Origin of the sequence: Burkholderia sp. Ac-20384 (assembly GCF_017104605.1) — a bacterium.
Taxonomy (GTDB): domain Bacteria; phylum Pseudomonadota; class Gammaproteobacteria; order Burkholderiales; family Burkholderiaceae; genus Burkholderia; species Burkholderia lata.
In genome coordinates this window covers 1-18,464 of the sequence record NZ_JAAGPE010000071.1, presented here as the reverse complement: position 1 = coordinate 18,464, position 18,464 = coordinate 1, and the positions used below count along the sequence as shown (strand labels likewise).

Here is an 18,464-nt window from a genome sequence, read left to right as displayed (position 1 = left end):
GCCGTTCGTGGAGCCGCCGGGTTGGGGACTGCAATCTTCGCGTGGCGGCGCCCGATTCGCGTCGGCGTGCCTGCCAGACCGGCCGCCGACTGTCGCCGCATCCGCATTGCTGCGTTCGCACACGAAAATCCGGCGTCAGTTTAGCGTCGCGACGGCGAAATCGGGTTTCGTAACCCGTTCATGCAAACCCTACATTATGAGATAAGATTGCATCCAGGAGACAGATGAGGAAACAAAAATGCATGAACCGGTTCTGGATCGCCTCGATCGCCACTTGCTCTCGATCCTGCAGGAGAACGGCCGCGCGTCGAACCTCGATCTCGCGAAGGCCGTCGGCCTGTCGCCCGCGCAGACGCTGCGCCGCCACCGGCGGCTGGAGGAAATCGGCGCGATCCGCCGATATGAAACCCGGCTGTGCCCCGACACGCTCGGTTTCGGCGTCACCGCTTTCGTGCACGTGACGATGGAGCGCGGGCATATCCGCGACCTGTCGAAGTTCCAGAAACTGGTGTCCGATCTCGCGCAGATCCAGGAATGCTTCTCCGTGACGGGCGACATCGACTACGTGTTGAAGGTCGTCGCGCACGATCTGAAAGGCTTGTCGCGGTTCCTGCTCGAGACGCTGATGCGCATTCCCGGCGTGAGCGGCGTGCATTCGAGCGTGTGCCTCGACGAGATCAAGTGTACGAGTGCGATGCCGGTCGAGGCTTGATACGGCGGGCCGCGCGCCAGGCCGGCCCGTTTATCTCACCGCTTCAAACGCACTGATCAGCAACGCCCCCGCCGCGATCACCCCGCAACCGGCCGCCCGGCGCGGCGTCAGCCGCTCGCCGAGATACACGCGGGCGATCAGCGCCGCGAACACCACGCTCGTTTCGCGCAGCGCCGAGACCGGCCCCATCGGCGCGCGATCCATCGCCCAGATCACGATGCCGTACGCGAGCGCCGCGAACACGCCGCCGCATGCAGCCTTCGCCGTTTCGCCGACATCCTGCGTCAGCCGCAACGGCCCGGCCCGCAGCCGGTAGTACGCGGCCATCATCGCGCCCGTCAGCACGAACATCCACGCGGTATAGCCGACCGTGTTGCCGCTTTCCCGCACGCCGATCCCGTCGACCACGCTGTAGGCCGCGATCGACACGCCGGTCGCGAACGCGGTCGGCAGTACCTGCCTCATCCGGTGCTTCGCGCCGCGCCCGCGCTCCAGGCCGATCGCCAGGATGCCCGCGCAGATCAGCACGAGCCCCGCCTGCGCGCCCAGGTTCAGCCGCTCGCCCGCAAACGCCGCCGCGCCGAGCGTGACGAGCAGCGGCGCGGTGCCGCGCGCGACCGGATACGCGACGGTCAGGTCGCCGTGCTCGTACGCGCGCACCAGCAGCAGCGTGTAGACGACGTGCAGTACGGCCGACGCGACGACGCACGCCCAGCTCGCCGCCGAGATCGGCGCCGCGGCCGGCAGGAACAGCAGCGCGAACGACCCGATCGCGATCTGCAGCACCGTGGCCGACCGGAGCCGGTCGCCGCTGCTGCGGACGAGCGCGTTCCATGACGCGTGCAGGAACGCCGCGCACAGAACGGCAAACAAAACGGGGATCGGCACGCTGAATACTCGCTGACGGTCGGCGACGTGAATTCGTCACCGCAGGGCGTTCATCGTATGAATACGTCATCCGATTGTCAAAAAACTGGCGCCGCGCAGCACCTTGCGCAAACCGGCCCGCCACGCTCTTTCGCCCGCCCCGCGCGGCATCCGCGGCAGCGCCCCCACACACGGCGGCATGTGACGCGGAGGTGGCATGCGGTCCGCCCCTTTCCGTTCACTTTCGCATTGCATGCCGCCGTAATGAAATCGATACCGCAGCGCAATCGCGACGAAACCACTCCGTCCCTATATCTTCATACGGGACTGTTCCAATGCGCGTGCTCTCTCACGAGCTCCGCGCCGAACCGACACGGCGACGGGGCCGCTCTCCACCATCGAAGACCTTACCTGGAGTTTCCCGATGTTCCGTCAAGCCTTGCTCGTCACCGCCTGCGCAGCCGCAGCGCTGGCGCTGTTCGCCTGCGGCGGCAGCGACGACCCCACGTCGACGCCCGCCGTGTCGTCGCAGGATGCGCTGCAGACCGCCACGCCGATCAAGCACGTCGTCGTGATCTACGGTGAAAACATCTCGTTCGACCACTACTTCGGCACCTACCCGAACGCGACGAACCCGTCGGGCGAACCGGCGTTCAACGCGAAGTCCGGCACGCCGACGCCCAACGGCCTGACGGGCACGCTGCTCACCGCGAACCCGAACTTCACGAACACGGCCAATGGCACCGACGCGGCAAACCCGTTCCGCCTCGACCGCACGCAGGCCGCGACCGCCGACCAGAACCACGCGTACACGGCCGAGCAGCAGGCCGAGGACAACGGCCTCGCCGACCTGTTCCCGAAATACACCGGCAAGGGCTCGTCCGGCGGCGCCGGCGCGTTCGGCACGAAGGGCCAGGTGATGGGCTACTTCGACGGCAACACCGTGACCGCACTGTGGAACTACGCGCAGCGCTTCGCCATGAGCGACAACATGTACACGACGTCGTACGGCCCGTCGACACCGGGCGCGCTGAACGTGGTGTCGGGCCAGACCAACGGGATGCAGATCGTCAAGACGTCCGCGCAGCCGTCGACGCTCGCGAAGAGCTCGTACTACATCAATGACGGCCAGGGCGGCTTCACGATGATCAACGACGTCGACCCGGGCAACGACGTGTGCTCGAGCACGACCGACCAGGCACTGATGACGGGCAAGAACATCGGCGACCTGCTGAACGGCGCGAAGATCACGTGGGGCGGCTTCATGGGCGGCTTCAACCTGTCGACGACGAACGGCAACGGCACCACGGGCTGCAGCCGCAGCACGGTCGCCACCGCCGTGAACGCCGCGACGTCCGACTACATCCCGCACCACAACTGGTTCCAGTACTACGCGTCGACCTCGAACCCGCAGCACACGCGCCCGAGCTCGGTCGCCGCGATCGGCTCGAGCCTCCAGACGGACGGCAAGACCGCCGAACCGGCGAACCACCAGTACGATACGGACGACTTCTTCGCCGCCGTGAAGGCCGGCAACTTCCCGTCGGTCAGCTACCTGAAGGCCCCGGCCGCACAAGATGCGCACGCAGGCTATTCGGATCCGCTCGACGAGCAGGCGTTCGTGACGAAGGTCGTCAACTTCCTGCAGCAGCAGCCGGACTGGCAGAACACGGCCGTGATCGTCACCTATGACGACTCGGACGGCTGGTACGACCATGTGTACACGGCGCCGACGCGCGCATCGTCGGACCCGGTCGACCAGGTCAACGGCAGCGGCAAGTGCGGCACGGGCGGCACCACCGGCGTGAACGGCGCGACCGTGAACGGCCGCTGCGGCCCGGGCGTACGCATCCCGCTGATCGTGATCTCGCCGTACGCGAAGCAGAACTACGTCGACCACACGATGCTCGACCAGTCGTCCGTCGTGCGCTTCATCGAGGACAACTGGCTCGGCGGCCAGCGCATCGGCGGCGGTTCGTTCGATGCGACGGCAGGCGACCTGCGCGCGCTGTTCGACTTCTCGTCGAAGCCGAACACGACGCCGCTGTATCTCGACCCGACGCTCGGCACCGCCTTGAGCGCGGCACCGGCGATCTGACCGGTACTTCGTGACCGCATGGCCGGCGCAGTACGCGCCGGCCGTTTCCGTTTAACGCGCCGCTTCGTGCGGTGCCCGATTTCCGACCGACAGCATGACAGCTCGCCCTGCGTTCCCGTCTCCCGACACCACCGGCCCCCGCGCGTCTCGCACGCCGTCCCGCCTCCTGCGCCGCGCGGCGTTCGTGATCGGCGCCGCCGTACTCGGCTATGGCGCGTTCGCGATCGCATTCCCCGCGCAGGTGCCCGCGGCGATCGGCACCGTCGTCGCCGACTGGACCGGCGCGAACCCGCATCCGGTCGTGCTGCAGCGGCCCGCCGCGCAGCCGCTGTCGGCGGTCGCACAGCTCGGCCGCGCGCTGTTCGCCGATCCGTCGCTGTCCGCGTCGGGCAAGCAGTCGTGCGCGTCGTGCCACAGCCCCGATCACGCGTACGGCCCGCCGAACGCGCTCGACGTGCAGCCGGGCGGCCTCGCGATGACGCAGCAGGGCTATCGCCCGCCGCCGTCGCTGATGTACCTGTACCGCCAGCCGAATTTCAGCATCGGCCCCGATGCCGGTGAAAACGACGCCGCGCCGACCGTCGCGCAGCAGGCTGCGTCGGCAGCCGGTGTCGTGAAGGCGCAGAAGGTGGCCGGCACGTCGGCCGCGCCGCAGCTCGTGCCGCAGGGCGGGATGTTCTGGGACGGCCGCGCCGATACGCTGCAACAGCAGGCGTTCGGCCCGCTGCTGAATCCGGTCGAGATGGCGAACGCGAGCATCGACGACGTCGCGCGCAAGCTCAAGCAGTCGTCGCACCGCGCGCAGCTCGAGCAACTGTTCGGCGCACGCGTGTTCGACAGCCCGCAGCTCGCGGTGTCGGAAGCGATGTTCGCGATCGCGCGCTACCAGGTGGAAGATCCGTCGTTCCACCCGTACAACAGCAAGTACGACCGCTGGCTCGAAGGCCGTGCGCGCCTCTCGCAGGCCGAACTGCGCGGACTGCGCCTGTTCAACGATCCGGACAAGGCGAATTGCGCGGGCTGCCACCTGTCGAAACCCGGCAAGGACGGGCTGCCGCCGATGTTTACCGATTACCAGTACGAGGCGCTCGGCGCGCCGCGCAACAAGGAACTGGCGCAGAACCACAACCCGGCGTTCTACGATCTCGGCGTGTGCGGGCCGTTCCGCGACGACCTGAAGGACCAGACGCAGTATTGCGCGATGTTCCTGACGCCGACGCTGCGCAATTCGGCGACGCGCCATGTGTTCTTCCACAACGGTGTGTTCCACACGCTCGACCAGGTGATGGCGTTCTACAACGAGCGCAGCATCTCGCCGCAGAAGTTTTATTCACGCGGGGCGGACGGCAAGGTCGACGAGTACGACGACATCCCGCCGAAATATCGCGCGAACGTCGACGTGACCGACGCGCCGTTCGATCGCAAGCCGGGCGACAAGCCCGCGATGACGGCGCAGGATATCAAGGATATCGAAGCGTTCCTCGGTACGTTGAACGACGAACCGGTGAAACGCTGAGTGCAGGATGACCGCCGCGCTGCGTCGTGTCAGCAGCGCGCGCGGATGCAAAGGAAGGCCGGGGCCAGCGACAGCTCCGCATGAAGGCGCTCCGATGCGGCCTTCATCTCGGGCAGCGGCTTCGGCTCGACGAACCGGTCGAGCCGCCAGCCGCTGTCGGCCACGGCGTTCAGGATGTCGGCGAGCGGCCGCCGCCACGCTTCGACATACGGTTTCGGTTCACCGAAACCCGACCAGTGAAAGCCGAAGCGGGACGTATCGAAATAGGTGCCCTCGCCGCGCGTGCGTTCGTCCATCCAGTCGCGCATCGGATGCGCCATCGAGAACACGAGCGTGGCGCCCGGCCGCGCGACGCGCCGGAATTCGCGCAACGTCGGCGCAAGATCGCGCACGTAGTCGAACGCGAGCGAACAGACGACCTTGTCGAACGCTGCGTCGGGCAACCACGCGAGCGGCCCCTCCAGATCGCCTTCCACGATGTCGACCGCGAGGCCCGCGCAGCGCGCTCTCGCCAACGCGACCATCTCCGGCGTGACGTCGAACGCATGCACCGTCGCGCCGTGACTTGCGAGGTGCGCGCTGCAGATGCCCGGCCCGCAGCCGGCGTCGAGCACCGTCAGGCCGTCGACGTCGCCGAGCAGCGCCATCGTTGCCGGACGTTCGTAGAGCGCGTTGTGCGCCTTCGTCGGCGCGATGTCGGCGTAACGTTGCGCGAAACTTGCGTACGCCTGGCGGTCGGGTGGTTCGTTCGGATCGGTCATGCAGGCTCCATCGGCGGAAACAGGGTGAACCGATTCTGCCCGATCCACCAGCGGATGGCGATCTGCGTCCGGGCCGCCGATGTCAGGCGATGCCGCCCGCCTCGCGCCCCGCCGCGTCAGAACAGATACATCCCCGCAACGAACACGACGCCCGAGAACAGCAGCGTCGTCACGCAATACCCCATGATGTCGCGCACGCCGAGCCCGGCAATCGCCAGCGCGGGCAGCGCCCAGAACGGCTGCGCCATGTTGGTCCACGCTTCGCCGTACGCGATCGCCATCGCGGCCTTGCCGAGATCGGCGCCGAGCGCCTGGGCGGCCGGCATCACGAACGGACCCTGCACGACCCAGTGGCCGCCGCCGGACGGCACCGCGAAATTGATCACGGCCGAGCTCAGGAACGCGAGCAGCGGGAACGTGTGCACGTTCGCGATATCGACGAACCACTTCGTGATCACGCCCGCGAGCCCCGAGTGATCCATCAGCGCCTGGATGCCCGCGTAGAACGGGAACTGAATCATGATCCCCGACGCGCCGCGCGCCGCACCGGCCACCGCGCGCGCATAGGCCATCGGCGTACGGTGCAGCAGGATGCCGGCCGCAAGGAACGCGAGGTTCACGGTGTCGATGTCGAGCGCGAAGCCCTTCTGCACGAACTTCAGCACGAGGAACGCCGCACACAGCGCCGCGACGAGAACCGACAGCAAGCGGCTTTCCTCCAGCCGTTCCGCGAACGTCGCGTCGGGCCCGAGCTGGCGCTCGACGCTCGGCGGTTCGGCCAGCAGCGCCGGATCGACGCTGACGACCTCACCCGGCTTCGGCATCATCATGCGCGCGAGGAACGGCAGCATCACGATCAGGCCGATCGTGATGAACGCGTTGTAGCCGGTGAAGATCGTCTGCGACACGGGAATCAGCCCGATGGTCTTTTCCATCGGATTGCCCTTCGTGGCCGCGACGAGCGGGACCGAACCCGACAATCCGCCGTGCCAGCTCAGGAAGCCCATGTATGCGGACGCAACGAGCAGCCGGTAATCGCTGCCGGCGACACGGCGCGCCACTTCGCGCGCGAGCATCGCACCGAGCACGAGGCCGAAGCCCCAGTTGATCGCGCACGCGAGCGCGCCGACGAACGCGACGAGCATCACGCCCTGCCCCGGCGTGCGCGCGGTGCTCGCAAGCGCGACGAGCATGCGCTTCACCGGCGGCGAACTCGCGAGTGCGTGGCCGGTGACGAGAATCATCACCATCTGCATCGAGAATGCGAGCAGGTTCCAGAAACCCGAACCCCACATTGTCGTGAGCTGCACGGGCGTGTTCGGCGTGAGGCCGAACGCGAGTGCGAACGTGACGACCGTCAGCAGGATCGCGAAAATCAACGGGTCGGGCAACACGCGGTGGACCACCTGCGTGAAGAATTGGGAAATGCGCTGAATCAACTTGAGCTCCTCGTTTCCTGATAGGGACGTCCGCGCGTGTCGTTGTTGGTTGAGGCGCGGAAACGCGCGGATTCTTGCACAGAACCGGCGGACGCGCTTGGGAGCGGGGCTGCGATCGCGTGCTGGCGCGAACGGGGAAACGGGGAGGAAAACCACGACCGGCGGTGCAATCGGCACCGCCGGTGAAAAGGACGAATGCGTGTGCGTTATCGAACGGCGGACGCAGGTGTGCTCACGGTTGCAACCGAATTCACCCGACGCTCGGCCAGCCGCTGCGCGAACCGGTACGCGACCAGCGAGCCGACTACCGCAAGCAGCATCGGCACGAGGCTGTCGTGATCCACGCGCGTGAACTCGGCCAGCAGCACCACTGCCGTGATCGGCATCTGCATCGACGCGGCGAGAAACGCGGTCGCACCGACAAGTGCACACCCGCCGATCGACGCGCCCGGCCACACGAGGCTCCACAGCCCGCCGAGCACGACGCCGAGCAGCGCGCCGTTCGCCAGGCCCGGCGTCAGCAGGCCACCTTCCGCACCGGCGCGCAGGCTGCCGGCCTCGATCAGCACTTTCAGCACGAGCAGCGCCGCGGCAAGGCCGATCGTCAGCGTGCCGTCGAAACCCAGCGATGCCGGGCCCTTGCCGTTGCCGAGCAATTGCGGAAACCGCATCGCAAGCACGCCGATCACCGCGAAGTTGACCAGCGCGAGCACCGGCAGCCGCCAATCTTTCGGCGCGTTCGAGCGGGCACGCGTCGTGAGCCGCACGAAGCCGTACGCGGCAAAGCCGAACAGCGGACCGCAGACGATCGACCACGCGACCAGCGGCGTGCTCAGCACGAACGGCGGCACCGTGTACTGGTGTTCGTTGCCGAGGCCGATCCACGCGACGGCCGCGGCGATCGCCGACGTCGCGACCGCCACGACCAGCGCACGCAGTTCGAACGTGCCGAGCAGCACTTCGAGCACGAAGATCGCACCGCCGAGCGGCACGTTATAGACGGCCGCGAGGCCCGCGCCGGCACCACACGCGACCATCAGCCGGCAGTCGTCGGGCGTGAGGCCCGCCGCATGCGCAAGCCGCCCGGCAAGCAGCGAACCGATCTCGCGCGGGGCGACTTCGCGGCCGAGCGGTGAGCCGAGCGCGACGGTGACGATCTGCAGCAGCGCGTGAACCGTCGTGCTGACGACCGGCATCCGCGGATCGGCGGCGCGCACCGCGCGGCGGATGCTGACGAGCGGCCGGCCATACCGGTACAGCGCCCACCAGCCGCCGCCGGCGACGATCCCGCAGACGACCAGCATCGCGAGCCGGCGCAGTGGATCGGCGCCGGTCACGCCGGTGAGGAAGCTCTCGGTGCCGATCACGTGCGCGATGCTGTAGCCGTACGCGACGTGCTGGATCGCATGCAGCAGCAGCGCGAGCAGCATGCCGCCGAGGCCCGCGCCGACGCCGGTCAGGATCGTGACGACGGCCACGCGCGCGAACGGGCTGGCGGCCGGCGAAGAGGATGCGGGGGCGGACGGGAGATCGAGGCGCATGGGGTCGGCGAATGGAATCGAAAAGACGGCGTGCAACCCGCACGCCGCCAACAGGACCGCATCGTAGGCCGGCGCCCATCATGAGACAAACGTATTTTTCGAATCGACTCATGCATTTCATGAATACATGACGTCGGACGGGCTTTGGCCGCCCGCCGTCAGCGCCCAGTCCGCGTCAATCCGGACAGGTGACGTGCTCCGGTTCACGCCGCAGGATCACCTTCCCGTCGCGGATCGACGGCCTGGCCTTGGCCTGCCGGCGCACCGCTTCGGAAACGTGTCGAAGCGCCCCTGCAGGTGGATGCTCTCGGTCGGGCACGAAATGAAGTTCAGGCCCGCGCGCTTCACGGTGAACAGTGTCGATGCGCGCGGATCGCACCGATCAACCGACGCGCCGCGTCCCGCTCATGTTGCAGCGACGCGACAACCGGCCCGCGATGAACGGATACCCGTCGCGCGCGACCACGCAGAAACCGCCAGCGTCAGGCACGCGCCGCGCGTCGTGTCAGTTTTGTGAAGGACTCTTGCCGGATCCGGAAAGGTGCGCTCGCGGCCCCGACGGCCTTGCACGCGCGAGGCGTTCCTATACTTGCGCCGAACTTTCGTTCCCAGTCCCACACGCAGGAGCCCTGACTTGAAAAAAACCCTCATCGCCGGCGCATGCACCGCCGCGCTGTTCGCCCCGCTCGCTCACGCACAGAGCTCGGTCACGCTGTACGGCCTGATCGACGCCGGCATCGTCTACACCAACAACGCCAACGGTGCGTCGCTGTGGCGCCTGAACAGCGGCACCGTCAACGGCAGCCGCGTCGGGTTTCGCGGCACCGAGGATCTCGGCGGCGGCCTGAAGGCGCTGTTCGTGCTCGAGAACGGCTTCAACGTGAACAACGGCGGGCTCGGGCAGGACGGCAAGCTGTTCGGCCGCCACGCGTACGTCGGCCTGAGCCAGAACGGCTATGGCACGCTGACGCTCGGCCGCCAGTACGACACGATGGTCGACTTCGTCGCGCCGCTGTCGGCCACGGCCGGCGACTTCGGCGACGCGAGCTTCGCGCATCCGTTCGACAACGACAACCTGAATCACTCGCTGCGCATCAACAACGCGGTCAAGTACACGAGCGAGACCTATGCGGGCTTCAAGGTCGGCGCGATGTACGCATTCTCGAACGCGACGAACTTCGGCGCGAACCGCGCGTACAGCGTCGCGGCGAGCTACACGAACGGCCCGCTGAAGCTGGCCGGCGCGTACCTGCAGATGAACGGCACGAAGGGCTCGACGAGCGCGAGCCCCGGCGCGACCGATGCGGCCGAGGCGAAGAGCCTGAACCAGGGCGGCTGGTCGATCGGCTCGGACCGCATGCGTTCGTACGGCGGCGGCATCAGCTACGGATTCGGCCCGGCCACCGTCGGCTTCGTCTATACGCGTTCGCAGTACGACAACACGGGCTCGTTCGGCTCGACCGGCCAGGTCGCGTTCAACAACTACGACGTGAACGTGCGCTATGCGGTGACGCCGGCCGTCAGCCTCGGCGCGGCCTACGTGTACACGGACGCCAGCGTGTCGAACCCCGACAGCAAGCACGGCACCGATCCGAAGTGGCACCAGGTCGACCTGCAGGCCGTCTACAAGCTGTCGCGCCGCACGGACGTCTACGCGGAAGCGATGTATCAGCACGCAGCGGGCCGCGGCTACCAGGCGTTCATCAACGGCTCGGGCGGCGCATCGAGCACGGCGAACCAGATCGTCGGCACGATCGGCATGCGCACGCGCTTCTGATCGGCGTAGTGCATCGTCGCCCGCCGGCCGTGAACCTGCGTTCGCACGCGGGTTCGCTGGCTGCGGGCGGCCCGCACCAATGTTGTTCCATCTGGAAGGCAGCCTGCCTGGAATCGGGGTTTTTACGCGCGCGGGCGCTGCGTAGACTGCCAGCAAAGGTCAGGGTCACGCATCGCGCGTCGATCCGGCCGCCCACCCCGTACCCAGGAGAACCTCGTGAAATCGCTCGTCGTTACCGCCGCCGCTGCCGTCCTGCTCGCTGCACCAGCGCTGTCCTTCGCCCAGTCCGCCAAGTCGCCCGTCACGCGCGCGCAAGTGCTGCAGGAGCTGATCGATCTTGAATCGGTCGGCTACAACCCGGCGCGCGGCGAAGTCAACAACTATCCGGACGACATCATGGCGGCGCAGGAACGACTTCACGAAAAGCGTCTCGCGGAGCAGAAAGCTGCGCAGGCCGCCTACGGCCACGCCGGCGAACCGGTAACGGAATCGGGCGCGGCCGCCAAGCCCACGCTGTAACGGCATGACGAAGCGCCGCACCCGCGTGAACGATGTCTTGCGGGAGCGGCGCGGGTTGCGTTCGCGAGATTTGCGTGAAGCAAAGAAGCCGGCAATGCGCCGGTGCGCGTCCGCCGCTCAGGCGGCCTGCGGTTCGCGATCGATCGCGTTCAGCATCTCGACGTCGCGCGCGATCATCCCCGGCACCTGGGCCCGCAGCATCTCGACCCAGGTCCGCACCTTCGCATCGACGAAACGGCGCGACGGATACAGCGCGTACACGTTCATCTTCTGCAGGATATGCGCGGGCAGCACGCGGACGAGCGTGCCGTCGCGCAACGCGTCGATCGCCGAGTACAGCGGCAGCATGCCGATCCCGATGCCGTCGCGGATTGCCAGGGCAAGCGATTCGGCCGTATTGGTCTGCACCGGCCCCGTGACGTGGATCTGCTCGACGCCTTCGGGCCCTTCGAGCACCCATTCGTGCGTCGGGAACGCCGGCGTGCACAGCGTCAGGCACGCGTGCGCGGAGAGATCCTGCGGGCGGACCGGCGCGCCGTGGCGTTTCACATAGTCGGGCGACGCGCACAGGATGCTGAAGGTCGAGCCGAGCAGGTGCGACACGAGTTCCGAATCGGGCAGCGACGACGCGGTGACGACGGCCATGTCGCTCGTCCCGTCGAACAGGTCGGGCATGCGCTGCGACAGCGACAGCTCGATCGACACGTCCGGGAACTGCGCGTGATAGCGCGTCAGCGCGGGCAATACATAGTGATGACCGACGCTCGCGAAGCTGTGCATGCGCAGTACGCCGGCGGGCCGTTCGTGCGCGCAGCTCGCCTCTTCTTCCGCGCGGTCGACGTCGGCGAGGATCTGGCGGCAGCGCCGCAGATAGCTTTCGCCGGCCGACGTGAGCGCGAGACGGCGCGTCGAACGATTCATCAGACGGGTGCGCAGGCGCGCCTCGAGCTCCGACACCGCGCGCGACATCGCGCCCGTCGTCGAATTCAGCGATTGCGCGGCGGCGGTGAAACTGCCCGTCTCGACGACGCGCGAAAACACCCGCATGTTTTGTAGGGTATCCATTCCTGTGAGCAACCTGTAGCGGAGCCGCTATTTTCCTCCACGGGATGCGACAGATTGTTACTCCGGCTGCAACTATCGTTTCCCCGCAACTGCGTTAATGCGCGGGCGCCGCACTCCTACAATCGGCGCCTCAACAGTCGAACGAACCCGTTCGGACGCGCCGCGCACCTCGCCCGGCCCCGTACCGGCCCCCTCTTTTCATGAAGCCACAACCTGCGATCGAGCGACCTTCCATCGAACCGGCACGATGGAGGACCTGGCTCGATCCACTCGGCGACGCGGCGCGCGACTGGGCCGCGAGCGACGGGCTGATCTGGCTGCACCTCGCGAAAACCGTGTTCGCGGCGCTCCTCGCGATGGGCATCGCGATGCGCCTGGAGATGTCGCAGCCGCGCACGGCGATGACGACCGTGTTCGTACTGATGCAGCCGCTGTCGGGGATGGTGTTCGCGAAGAGTTTCTACCGCGTGCTCGGCACGGCGGCCGGCCTCGTCGCCGCGCTCGCGCTCGGCGGGCTGTTCGCGCAGCAGCCCGAGCTGTACATGGCCGGCATCACGCTGTGGATCGGCACCTGCATCGCGCTCGCGGTGCGCAACCGCCACTTCCGCTGGTACGGCTTCGTGCTCGCCGGCTACACAGCCGCGCTGATCGGCCTGCCAGCGGTGATGACCCCGCAGACGCTGTTCCAGTCCGCGCTCACGCGCGCCGCGGAAGTCGCGCTCGGCATCGCGTGCTCGGGCGCGGTCAGCGCGCTGATCCTGCCGCTCAGCTCCGCGAAGGCGCTGATGCGCTCGCTGGGCACCCGCCATGCGACGTTCGCGGCGTTCACGGCCGGCGCGCTCGCGGGCGACGTCGCGCGCGGCGATTTCGAGCGGCGTTTCGCCGATTTCGTCGACGACATCGTCGGCTTCGAGGCCAACCGCGCGTTCGCATCGTTCGAGGATCCGCACATTCGCGCACGCAGCCGCCGCCTCGCGCGGCTGAACAGCGAGTTCATGAACGCGTGCACGCGGCTGCATGCGCTGCACCAGCTCGTCAAGCGGCTGCGCGCCAACGGGTCGGACGCGGTGCTCGATGCGCTGGCGCCCCACGTCGACGCGCTCGCGCAACGCTTCGCCGCGCTTCGCGACGAGCGGCAGCGCGGCATCGCGCCGGCCACCGGCGCCCTGCTCGAACTGCGCCGCTTCCACAGCGCGCTGCCGAAAGCCGCGCGCGCGTCGCGGCGAGACATCGAGGCGCATGCGGCCGGCGGCCTGCTCGACTTCGATACGGCGATCGAGCTGCTGTACCGCTTCATCGGCGAGTATCTCGGCTACGCCGACACCTATGCGTCGCTCGACCAGGACGATCATGCGTTCGAGCGCTCGGTCACGCATTACGCGGTGAAGACCAATTCGTTCTTCGTCGGGTTCGCGTTCCTGCGCACGATCGTTGCCGTCGGCGCAATGAGCGCGTTCTGGCTTGCGTCCGAATGGCCGAGCGGCCCGCTCGCCGTGATCGCCACCGCAATCGCGTGCGCGCTCAGCTCGACGTCGCCGCGCGCGCCGAAGTTCGTCGCGCAGATGAGCGTCGGCGCGGCGTTCGCGACTGCCGTCGGCTACCTGTTCCTGTGCTACGTCTATCCGAACATCGACGGCTTCCCGCTGCTGTGCGCCGTGCTCGCGCCGGTGCTCGGCCTCGGCGCATTTCTCGCGATGCGGCCGGGATTGTCCGGCTACGGGATCGGCTTCGCGGTGTTTTTCTGCCTGCTCGCGGGGCCCGACAACGTGATCGCCTATACGCCCGAGGTGCTGATCAACAACGGGCTGGCGATCGTCATCGCGATGCTCGCGTGCTCGCTCGTATTCGCGGTCGTGTTCCCCACCCACATGCCGTGGCTCACGGGCCGCATCGCGCACGACCTGCGCCGCCAGGTCACGCTGGCGTGCGAAGGGTCGACGGAGCGCCTCGCGCAGCGCTTCCAGTCGAGCACGCACGACCTGATGGCACAACTGCGCACGCTGCTCGTGCGGCGCACGCGACAGCATCGCGACGCGATGCGCTGGATGCTGTCGACACTCGAGGTGGGCCACGCGGTGATCGACCTGCGCGATGAGCTGAACGCGTTCTGCGCATCGAAGCCGCCGCAAACGCTGCGCTGGACCGGCTCGATCGACGCGGTGCTGCACGAGCTGCCGCGCTTCTTCGACGATCCGACGCCCGGCCATCACGCGCGCACGCTGAAATCGGTGAATCTCGCGATCCGCGCGGCGCAGCACACGTTGCAGGCGTGGTACGCGGTGCCCAACGAGCGGCATCGCATGCAGCGGATCGTCGGCTGCCTGCACTTCACGCGCAGCGCGCTGCTGGACAAGGATGCGCCGTTCAACCGGCATCGCCATTGACGATCGGTGCGTGCGCAACGGGATCCTTGTTCCGGATGGAAATAAGCTCTACAGCCGCGGTGATTAATCTTTAAGCAGTGCGAGCCTATAGTTTCCTCACTGCCAGCGAGACTGGCACTCACCCAGGAGAAACCAAAATGAAGCCGCTGCACCTCGCCCTCGTTGCCCTGTCGCTCACCGCTGCTGTGGCTCACGCACAGCCGGCACCGGCAGACGTCGTACAGCAACAGGCGAACCGCGCTGAAGCCGTCGCAACCGCCGGCCGTGTCGATCGTGCGCAATCGAAGCAGGAAGACCCGAACGCGTGTGTCGGCCCCGTCAGCTTCTGCAACATCTACTTCGGCAGCTGAGCATGACGCCGCGTCGTCACGGCCAGGCCCGCACCGCCCGCATCGCATGCGCGGGCGAGCGGCGGCCCGGCCGATCGTGGCCCGGCCGATCGCCGCATCGCCGCTCCCCTCCACGCCGCTTCGATTGAAGCGGCGCATGCCGTTTCAGGCGCCGCGCCCCGGCCGCCAGCCCACCTCGCGCAACGCATCCAGCAAGCGCGCCTGCCCCAGCCCTTCGACCCGCGCCCCGCGCGACTCGACGTCGCCGCCCGCGACGAGCGCATTCACGATCGCCTCCTCCACCGCTTCAGCCGCCGCGACGAACAGCGCGGAAATATGGTCGTTGTTGACCATCTTCACGCCGGTGGTCGGCGCACCCTTGCTGCCGTAGTTCGCCGCCGGCAGGCCGTCGTTGCCCGTTGCGAACGCCAGGAAGATGTCGCCGCTCGAATCCTCGGTGCCGCCGCCGACGCGCGCCAGCCCGACGCTCGCACGCTGCGCAAGGCGCGTGCACTGGTGCGGCAGCAACGGCGCGTCGGTCGCGATCGTCACGACGATCGAGCCCATCCCGGCCTCGCCTTGCGCGTCCGGCGCGCGGAACGGCGACGGCACGTGCCGCAGCACTTCGCCGACCGGGTAGCCAGCCACGCGCAGCATTTCGCGTACGCCGTAGTTCGCCTGCACGAGTGCGCCGACGGTCCAGCCGCCCGCGTCGGCCGCGAGTACGCGCGACGCGGTGCCGATGCCGCCCTTGAACTCGTGGCAGATCATCCCCGTGCCGCCGCCCACGCCGCCTTCGGCAACCGGCCCCGACTGCGCGGCGGCCAGCGCGCGCTGCACATGCGGGGCGCTCACGTGCTGCCCCCAGATGTCGTTCAGCAAGCCATCGTAGGTTTCCATCACGACCGGCATGCACCAGTAAACGCGGCCGGCCGCCGCTTCGCGCTCGTTCGCGACGAGCGCATCGCGCACCGCGCCGACGCTGTGCGTGTTCGTATAGGCGATCGGCGTGGTCAGCAGGCCGGCCTCGCGGATCCATTCAAGCCCCGTCGCGTCGCCATTACCGTTCAGCACGTGTACGCCCGCGAAGCACGGCGAATCGTGCACGGCGCCGGCGCGCGGCTCGATGACGGTGACGCCGGTGCGAATCGATGCGTCGCCGTTCTCGACGTTCAGCGTGCAATGTCCGACCCGCACACCCGGAACGTCCGTGATCGCGTTGAAGCGGCCCGGTGTGCCGAGTCCGATGCGGATGCCGAGATCCCTCGTGCGCATGATGCATTTCCTCCAGTCTTTCAATGGTTCGGTGTTTCAGTGTTTCGACAGGACAAGCTTCGATCCGGCGCTCAGAGCGTGCGGAAGGCTTCGCTGTGGCGCGCCCAGACCGCATACATCACGAGCGCGGCGATCAGCAGCCCCGCGATGATGATCAGGTCGGTCGGTTTCGTGGCCGTTGCGAGCGTCGTGTAGAGCGTATAGGCGGCGCCCACCACCGCGACGAGCGGCGTCACGGGCCACAACGGCATCCGGTAATGATGCTCGACGTCACGGCGCACGAAGCGGCTCGCGAGCGCGGCCAGCCCGACGACCAGGTAGATCAGCAGCAGCAGGTCGACCGTGAACGCGGTCAGCTCGTCGAGGCTCGACACGAACACGAGCCCTGCCGACGGCACCGCGAGTGCGATGGTGGCGAGCCACGGCGATTCGAAGCGCGGGTGAATCGTCGAGAAGGCGCGATTGCAGGTGCGCGACCAGAGCGCGTGCCGGCCGCTGCTGTACAGCAGCCGGCCCATCGTGATCACGATCGCGATGATCGCATTGAACACCGACAGGAAGATCCCGCCGCTGACCACGCGCGACACGGCCGGGTTGCTCAGCGAACGCACCACATAGCCGATCGGGTCGGCGCTCTTCGTCAGTTCGGTCAGCGACGGCGCGCCGAGCACAATCGCGGTGAGCGGAATCAGTTCGACGACCAGGATCACGAGCAGCGAGTAGATCACCGCCTTCGCGACATTGCGGTTGCCGCCGCGCAGGTCTTCCGCGAGATAGGCGGCCGAGCCGAAGCCGTTGTAGCAGAAGATCGCCGTGCCGATCGCCGGGACGATCGCAGCAAGCGTCGCCGGCACGAGCGCGTTGCCGCTCGCGACGACCGGCGCGATCAGCGCGTCGGCGCCACGATGCGGCGAACCGAAGCCGAGGCCCGCGATCAGCATCAGCACGCCGATCTCGACGACGAGAAACGCACCCGTGATCCACGCGTTCGTCTTGATGTTCAGCATGCCGAGCAGGTAGCTGAGCAGCACGATCGTCAGCGCGACCGACTGGTTGCTGAAGTGCGTGCCCAGCGCGTTGTTCAGGTATGGCGCGGCGCCGCTCGCCAGCACGGCCGGGATGAACACGCTGACGGACAGCACCGTGATGAAGGTCAGGTAGCCGGGCAGCGTGCCGAACACGCGCTTGGCCATCACGTACTCGCCGCCCGCGCTGCGGTGCGCGGCGCTAAGCTCCGCATAGCAGAGCGCGAACGCCAGCGCGAGCACGCCGCCGAGCAGGAACGACAGCACGGCGCCGCTACCGGCCTGCTGGATCGCGAACGGCGCGATCACGAAGATCGAGCTCGCTGGTGTCACGCCCGATACGGTGATCATCACCGCATCGCGCACACTGAGCGTCTGCGACAGCGCGCGCGGCGCGTCTTCCGTTGCAGGCGCCGCTTGCAGCGTGCCCGTCGATTCCGACATCATCGCCATTTCGTTCTCCTGTGCTTGGCCAATCCTTTGCCACTTTTTTTTGAACGCCCATACTCGGGCCCGATTGATTGCGTGGCAGTCTAGGAAGCCAATTTCAGGACCGCTATTCCCCCTTCGTGTTACGCCCTTCCGGTGGTGGTATGGATCGTCTCTTTTCCGAAATCGCGATGCACCAGGCGCTCGGCCGCGCAATCGATCATCTCGGCCAGCCGCGTTTCTGGCGGTTCCTGGTGCTGTTGCTCAATGAAATGGTGCCGTTCGACAACGCGCTCGCGACCGCAATCGGCCGCGACGGCGTGCCGCTCGTGCTCGACGAATACGACACGGGCGGCACCGATGCCGCGTCGCCCGTGCCGCTCTACCTGAACGGCGTGTACCTGCTCGACCCGTTCCTGCAGGCCGCGCACGACGGGCTCGCCGACGGCTGCTACCGGCTCGAGGAAGTCGCGCCCGACCTGTTCCGGCAGAGCGAATATTTCCTGAGCTACTTCCGCGACGCGGTCGGCGACGACGAGATCCAGATTCTCGTGCGGCCGAACGCCGACATGCTGCTGTCGCTGTCGCTCGGTGCGGGCACGCGGTTCGACGTCGAGCCGCGCGGCAAGCTGACGGCAGCGAGGCCGTGGGTGCTGGGGGCGAGCCGGCAGGACTGGCGGCTGGTGGGCGACGCGGCGCGCGCGACGCCCGATGCCGACCTCGGCGC

At 67.7% G+C, this 18,464-nt stretch carries 15 protein-coding genes and 1 pseudogene; 8 read left to right on the top strand and 8 right to left on the bottom strand.

What is annotated here, in order from left to right:
- Window positions 1-238: 238 nt before the first annotated feature.
- Window positions 239-712 carry an Lrp/AsnC family transcriptional regulator gene (locus G3O00_RS16220; RefSeq protein ID WP_011355274.1) on the top strand — a complete coding sequence of 158 codons (474 nt, stop codon included), beginning with the start codon at window positions 239-241 and terminating at the stop codon, window positions 710-712.
- A gap of 30 nt (window positions 713-742) precedes the next feature.
- On the opposite strand, the gene G3O00_RS16215 is transcribed toward G3O00_RS16220, so the two are convergent.
- Window positions 743-1,600 (bottom strand): EamA family transporter, encoded by an 858-nt coding sequence (locus G3O00_RS16215; protein WP_206143599.1) that lies wholly within the window; start codon window positions 1,598-1,600, stop codon window positions 743-745.
- A 403-nt stretch (window positions 1,601-2,003) separates the two neighbouring features.
- Here G3O00_RS16215 and G3O00_RS16210 point away from each other — a divergent pair, with 403 nt between their 5' ends.
- Both G3O00_RS16210 and G3O00_RS16205 read left to right on the top strand, forming a co-directional pair.
- Window positions 2,004-3,677 carry an alkaline phosphatase family protein gene (locus G3O00_RS16210; protein WP_011355276.1) on the top strand — a complete coding sequence of 558 codons (1,674 nt, stop codon included), beginning with the start codon at window positions 2,004-2,006 and terminating at the stop codon, window positions 3,675-3,677.
- Window positions 3,678-3,771: 94 nt separating this feature from the next.
- Window positions 3,772-5,193 carry a cytochrome c peroxidase gene (locus tag G3O00_RS16205; RefSeq protein ID WP_206143598.1) on the top strand — a complete coding sequence of 474 codons (1,422 nt, stop codon included), beginning with the start codon at window positions 3,772-3,774 and terminating at the stop codon, window positions 5,191-5,193.
- Window positions 5,194-5,222: 29 nt separating this feature from the next.
- Here the strand turns inward: G3O00_RS16205 and G3O00_RS16200 are convergent, their stop codons facing one another.
- The 4 genes and pseudogenes from G3O00_RS16200 to G3O00_RS16185 form a co-directional block, all read right to left on the bottom strand.
- On the bottom strand, window positions 5,223-5,954 hold the full coding sequence (locus G3O00_RS16200; RefSeq protein WP_206143597.1) for a class I SAM-dependent methyltransferase: 732 nt from the start codon (window positions 5,952-5,954) through the stop codon (window positions 5,223-5,225).
- Between the two features lie 116 nt (window positions 5,955-6,070).
- Window positions 6,071-7,393 carry a TIGR00366 family protein gene (locus G3O00_RS16195; protein ID WP_206143596.1) on the bottom strand — a complete coding sequence of 441 codons (1,323 nt, stop codon included), beginning with the start codon at window positions 7,391-7,393 and terminating at the stop codon, window positions 6,071-6,073.
- 206 nt (window positions 7,394-7,599) lie between these two features.
- Entirely contained in the window at window positions 7,600-8,934 is a 1,335-nt protein-coding gene (locus G3O00_RS16190) for a chloride channel protein (protein WP_206143595.1), read from the bottom strand.
- Window positions 8,935-9,109: 175 nt separating this feature from the next.
- Window positions 9,110-9,297 (bottom strand): annotated as a pseudogene (locus G3O00_RS16185) (hypothetical protein); the annotation flags it as partial.
- A 271-nt stretch (window positions 9,298-9,568) separates the two neighbouring features.
- On the opposite strand from G3O00_RS16185, the gene G3O00_RS16180 reads away from it, so the two are divergent.
- Window positions 9,569-10,711, top strand: a complete 1,143-nt coding sequence (locus G3O00_RS16180) for a porin (protein WP_174932058.1) — start codon at window positions 9,569-9,571, stop codon at window positions 10,709-10,711.
- A 216-nt stretch (window positions 10,712-10,927) separates the two neighbouring features.
- Window positions 10,928-11,230 carry a DUF4148 domain-containing protein gene (locus G3O00_RS16175; RefSeq protein ID WP_206143594.1) on the top strand — a complete coding sequence of 101 codons (303 nt, stop codon included), beginning with the start codon at window positions 10,928-10,930 and terminating at the stop codon, window positions 11,228-11,230.
- 117 nt (window positions 11,231-11,347) lie between these two features.
- On the opposite strand, the gene G3O00_RS16170 is transcribed toward G3O00_RS16175, so the two are convergent.
- A complete protein-coding gene (locus G3O00_RS16170; RefSeq protein WP_011355283.1) occupies window positions 11,348-12,295 on the bottom strand; it encodes a LysR family transcriptional regulator in 948 nt (315 codons plus the stop codon).
- Window positions 12,296-12,495: 200 nt separating this feature from the next.
- Between G3O00_RS16170 and G3O00_RS16165 the strand changes: the two genes are divergently transcribed.
- Window positions 12,496-14,679 carry an FUSC family protein gene (locus G3O00_RS16165; protein ID WP_206143593.1) on the top strand — a complete coding sequence of 728 codons (2,184 nt, stop codon included), beginning with the start codon at window positions 12,496-12,498 and terminating at the stop codon, window positions 14,677-14,679.
- 137 nt (window positions 14,680-14,816) lie between these two features.
- Window positions 14,817-15,029 carry a hypothetical protein gene (locus G3O00_RS16160; protein ID WP_206143592.1) on the top strand — a complete coding sequence of 71 codons (213 nt, stop codon included), beginning with the start codon at window positions 14,817-14,819 and terminating at the stop codon, window positions 15,027-15,029.
- Between the two features lie 144 nt (window positions 15,030-15,173).
- Here G3O00_RS16160 and G3O00_RS16155 read toward each other — a convergent pair whose 3' ends face one another.
- Window positions 15,174-16,283 (bottom strand): P1 family peptidase, encoded by a 1,110-nt coding sequence (locus tag G3O00_RS16155; RefSeq protein ID WP_206143591.1) that lies wholly within the window; start codon window positions 16,281-16,283, stop codon window positions 15,174-15,176.
- A 71-nt stretch (window positions 16,284-16,354) separates the two neighbouring features.
- Window positions 16,355-17,761, bottom strand: coding sequence for an APC family permease (locus G3O00_RS16150; protein ID WP_011355287.1), 1,407 nt, complete (start codon window positions 17,759-17,761; stop codon window positions 16,355-16,357).
- A gap of 140 nt (window positions 17,762-17,901) precedes the next feature.
- Between G3O00_RS16150 and G3O00_RS16145 the strand changes: the two genes are divergently transcribed.
- The coding region (locus G3O00_RS16145; RefSeq protein WP_206143590.1) for a helix-turn-helix transcriptional regulator at window positions 17,902-18,464 on the top strand (563 nt) is incomplete at its 3' end.

Bases quoted from the DNA above. Each gene is read 5' to 3' on its own strand.
- G3O00_RS16150 (WP_011355287.1), bottom strand. From the start codon at position 17,761: ATGGCGATGATGTCGGAATCGACGGGCACGCTGCAAGCGGCGCCTGCA.
- G3O00_RS16205 (WP_206143598.1), top strand. From the start codon at position 3,772: ATGACAGCTCGCCCTGCGTTCCCGTCTCCCGACACCACCGGCCCCCGC.
- G3O00_RS16200 (WP_206143597.1), bottom strand. From the start codon at position 5,954: ATGACCGATCCGAACGAACCACCCGACCGCCAGGCGTACGCAAGTTTC.
- G3O00_RS16190 (WP_206143595.1), bottom strand. From the start codon at position 8,934: ATGCGCCTCGATCTCCCGTCCGCCCCCGCATCCTCTTCGCCGGCCGCC.
- G3O00_RS16210 (WP_011355276.1), top strand. From the start codon at position 2,004: ATGTTCCGTCAAGCCTTGCTCGTCACCGCCTGCGCAGCCGCAGCGCTG.
- G3O00_RS16170 (WP_011355283.1), bottom strand. From the start codon at position 12,295: ATGGATACCCTACAAAACATGCGGGTGTTTTCGCGCGTCGTCGAGACG.
- G3O00_RS16155 (WP_206143591.1), bottom strand. From the start codon at position 16,283: ATGCGCACGAGGGATCTCGGCATCCGCATCGGACTCGGCACACCGGGC.
- G3O00_RS16165 (WP_206143593.1), top strand. From the start codon at position 12,496: ATGAAGCCACAACCTGCGATCGAGCGACCTTCCATCGAACCGGCACGA.
- G3O00_RS16160 (WP_206143592.1), top strand. From the start codon at position 14,817: ATGAAGCCGCTGCACCTCGCCCTCGTTGCCCTGTCGCTCACCGCTGCT.
- G3O00_RS16220 (WP_011355274.1), top strand. From the start codon at position 239: ATGCATGAACCGGTTCTGGATCGCCTCGATCGCCACTTGCTCTCGATC.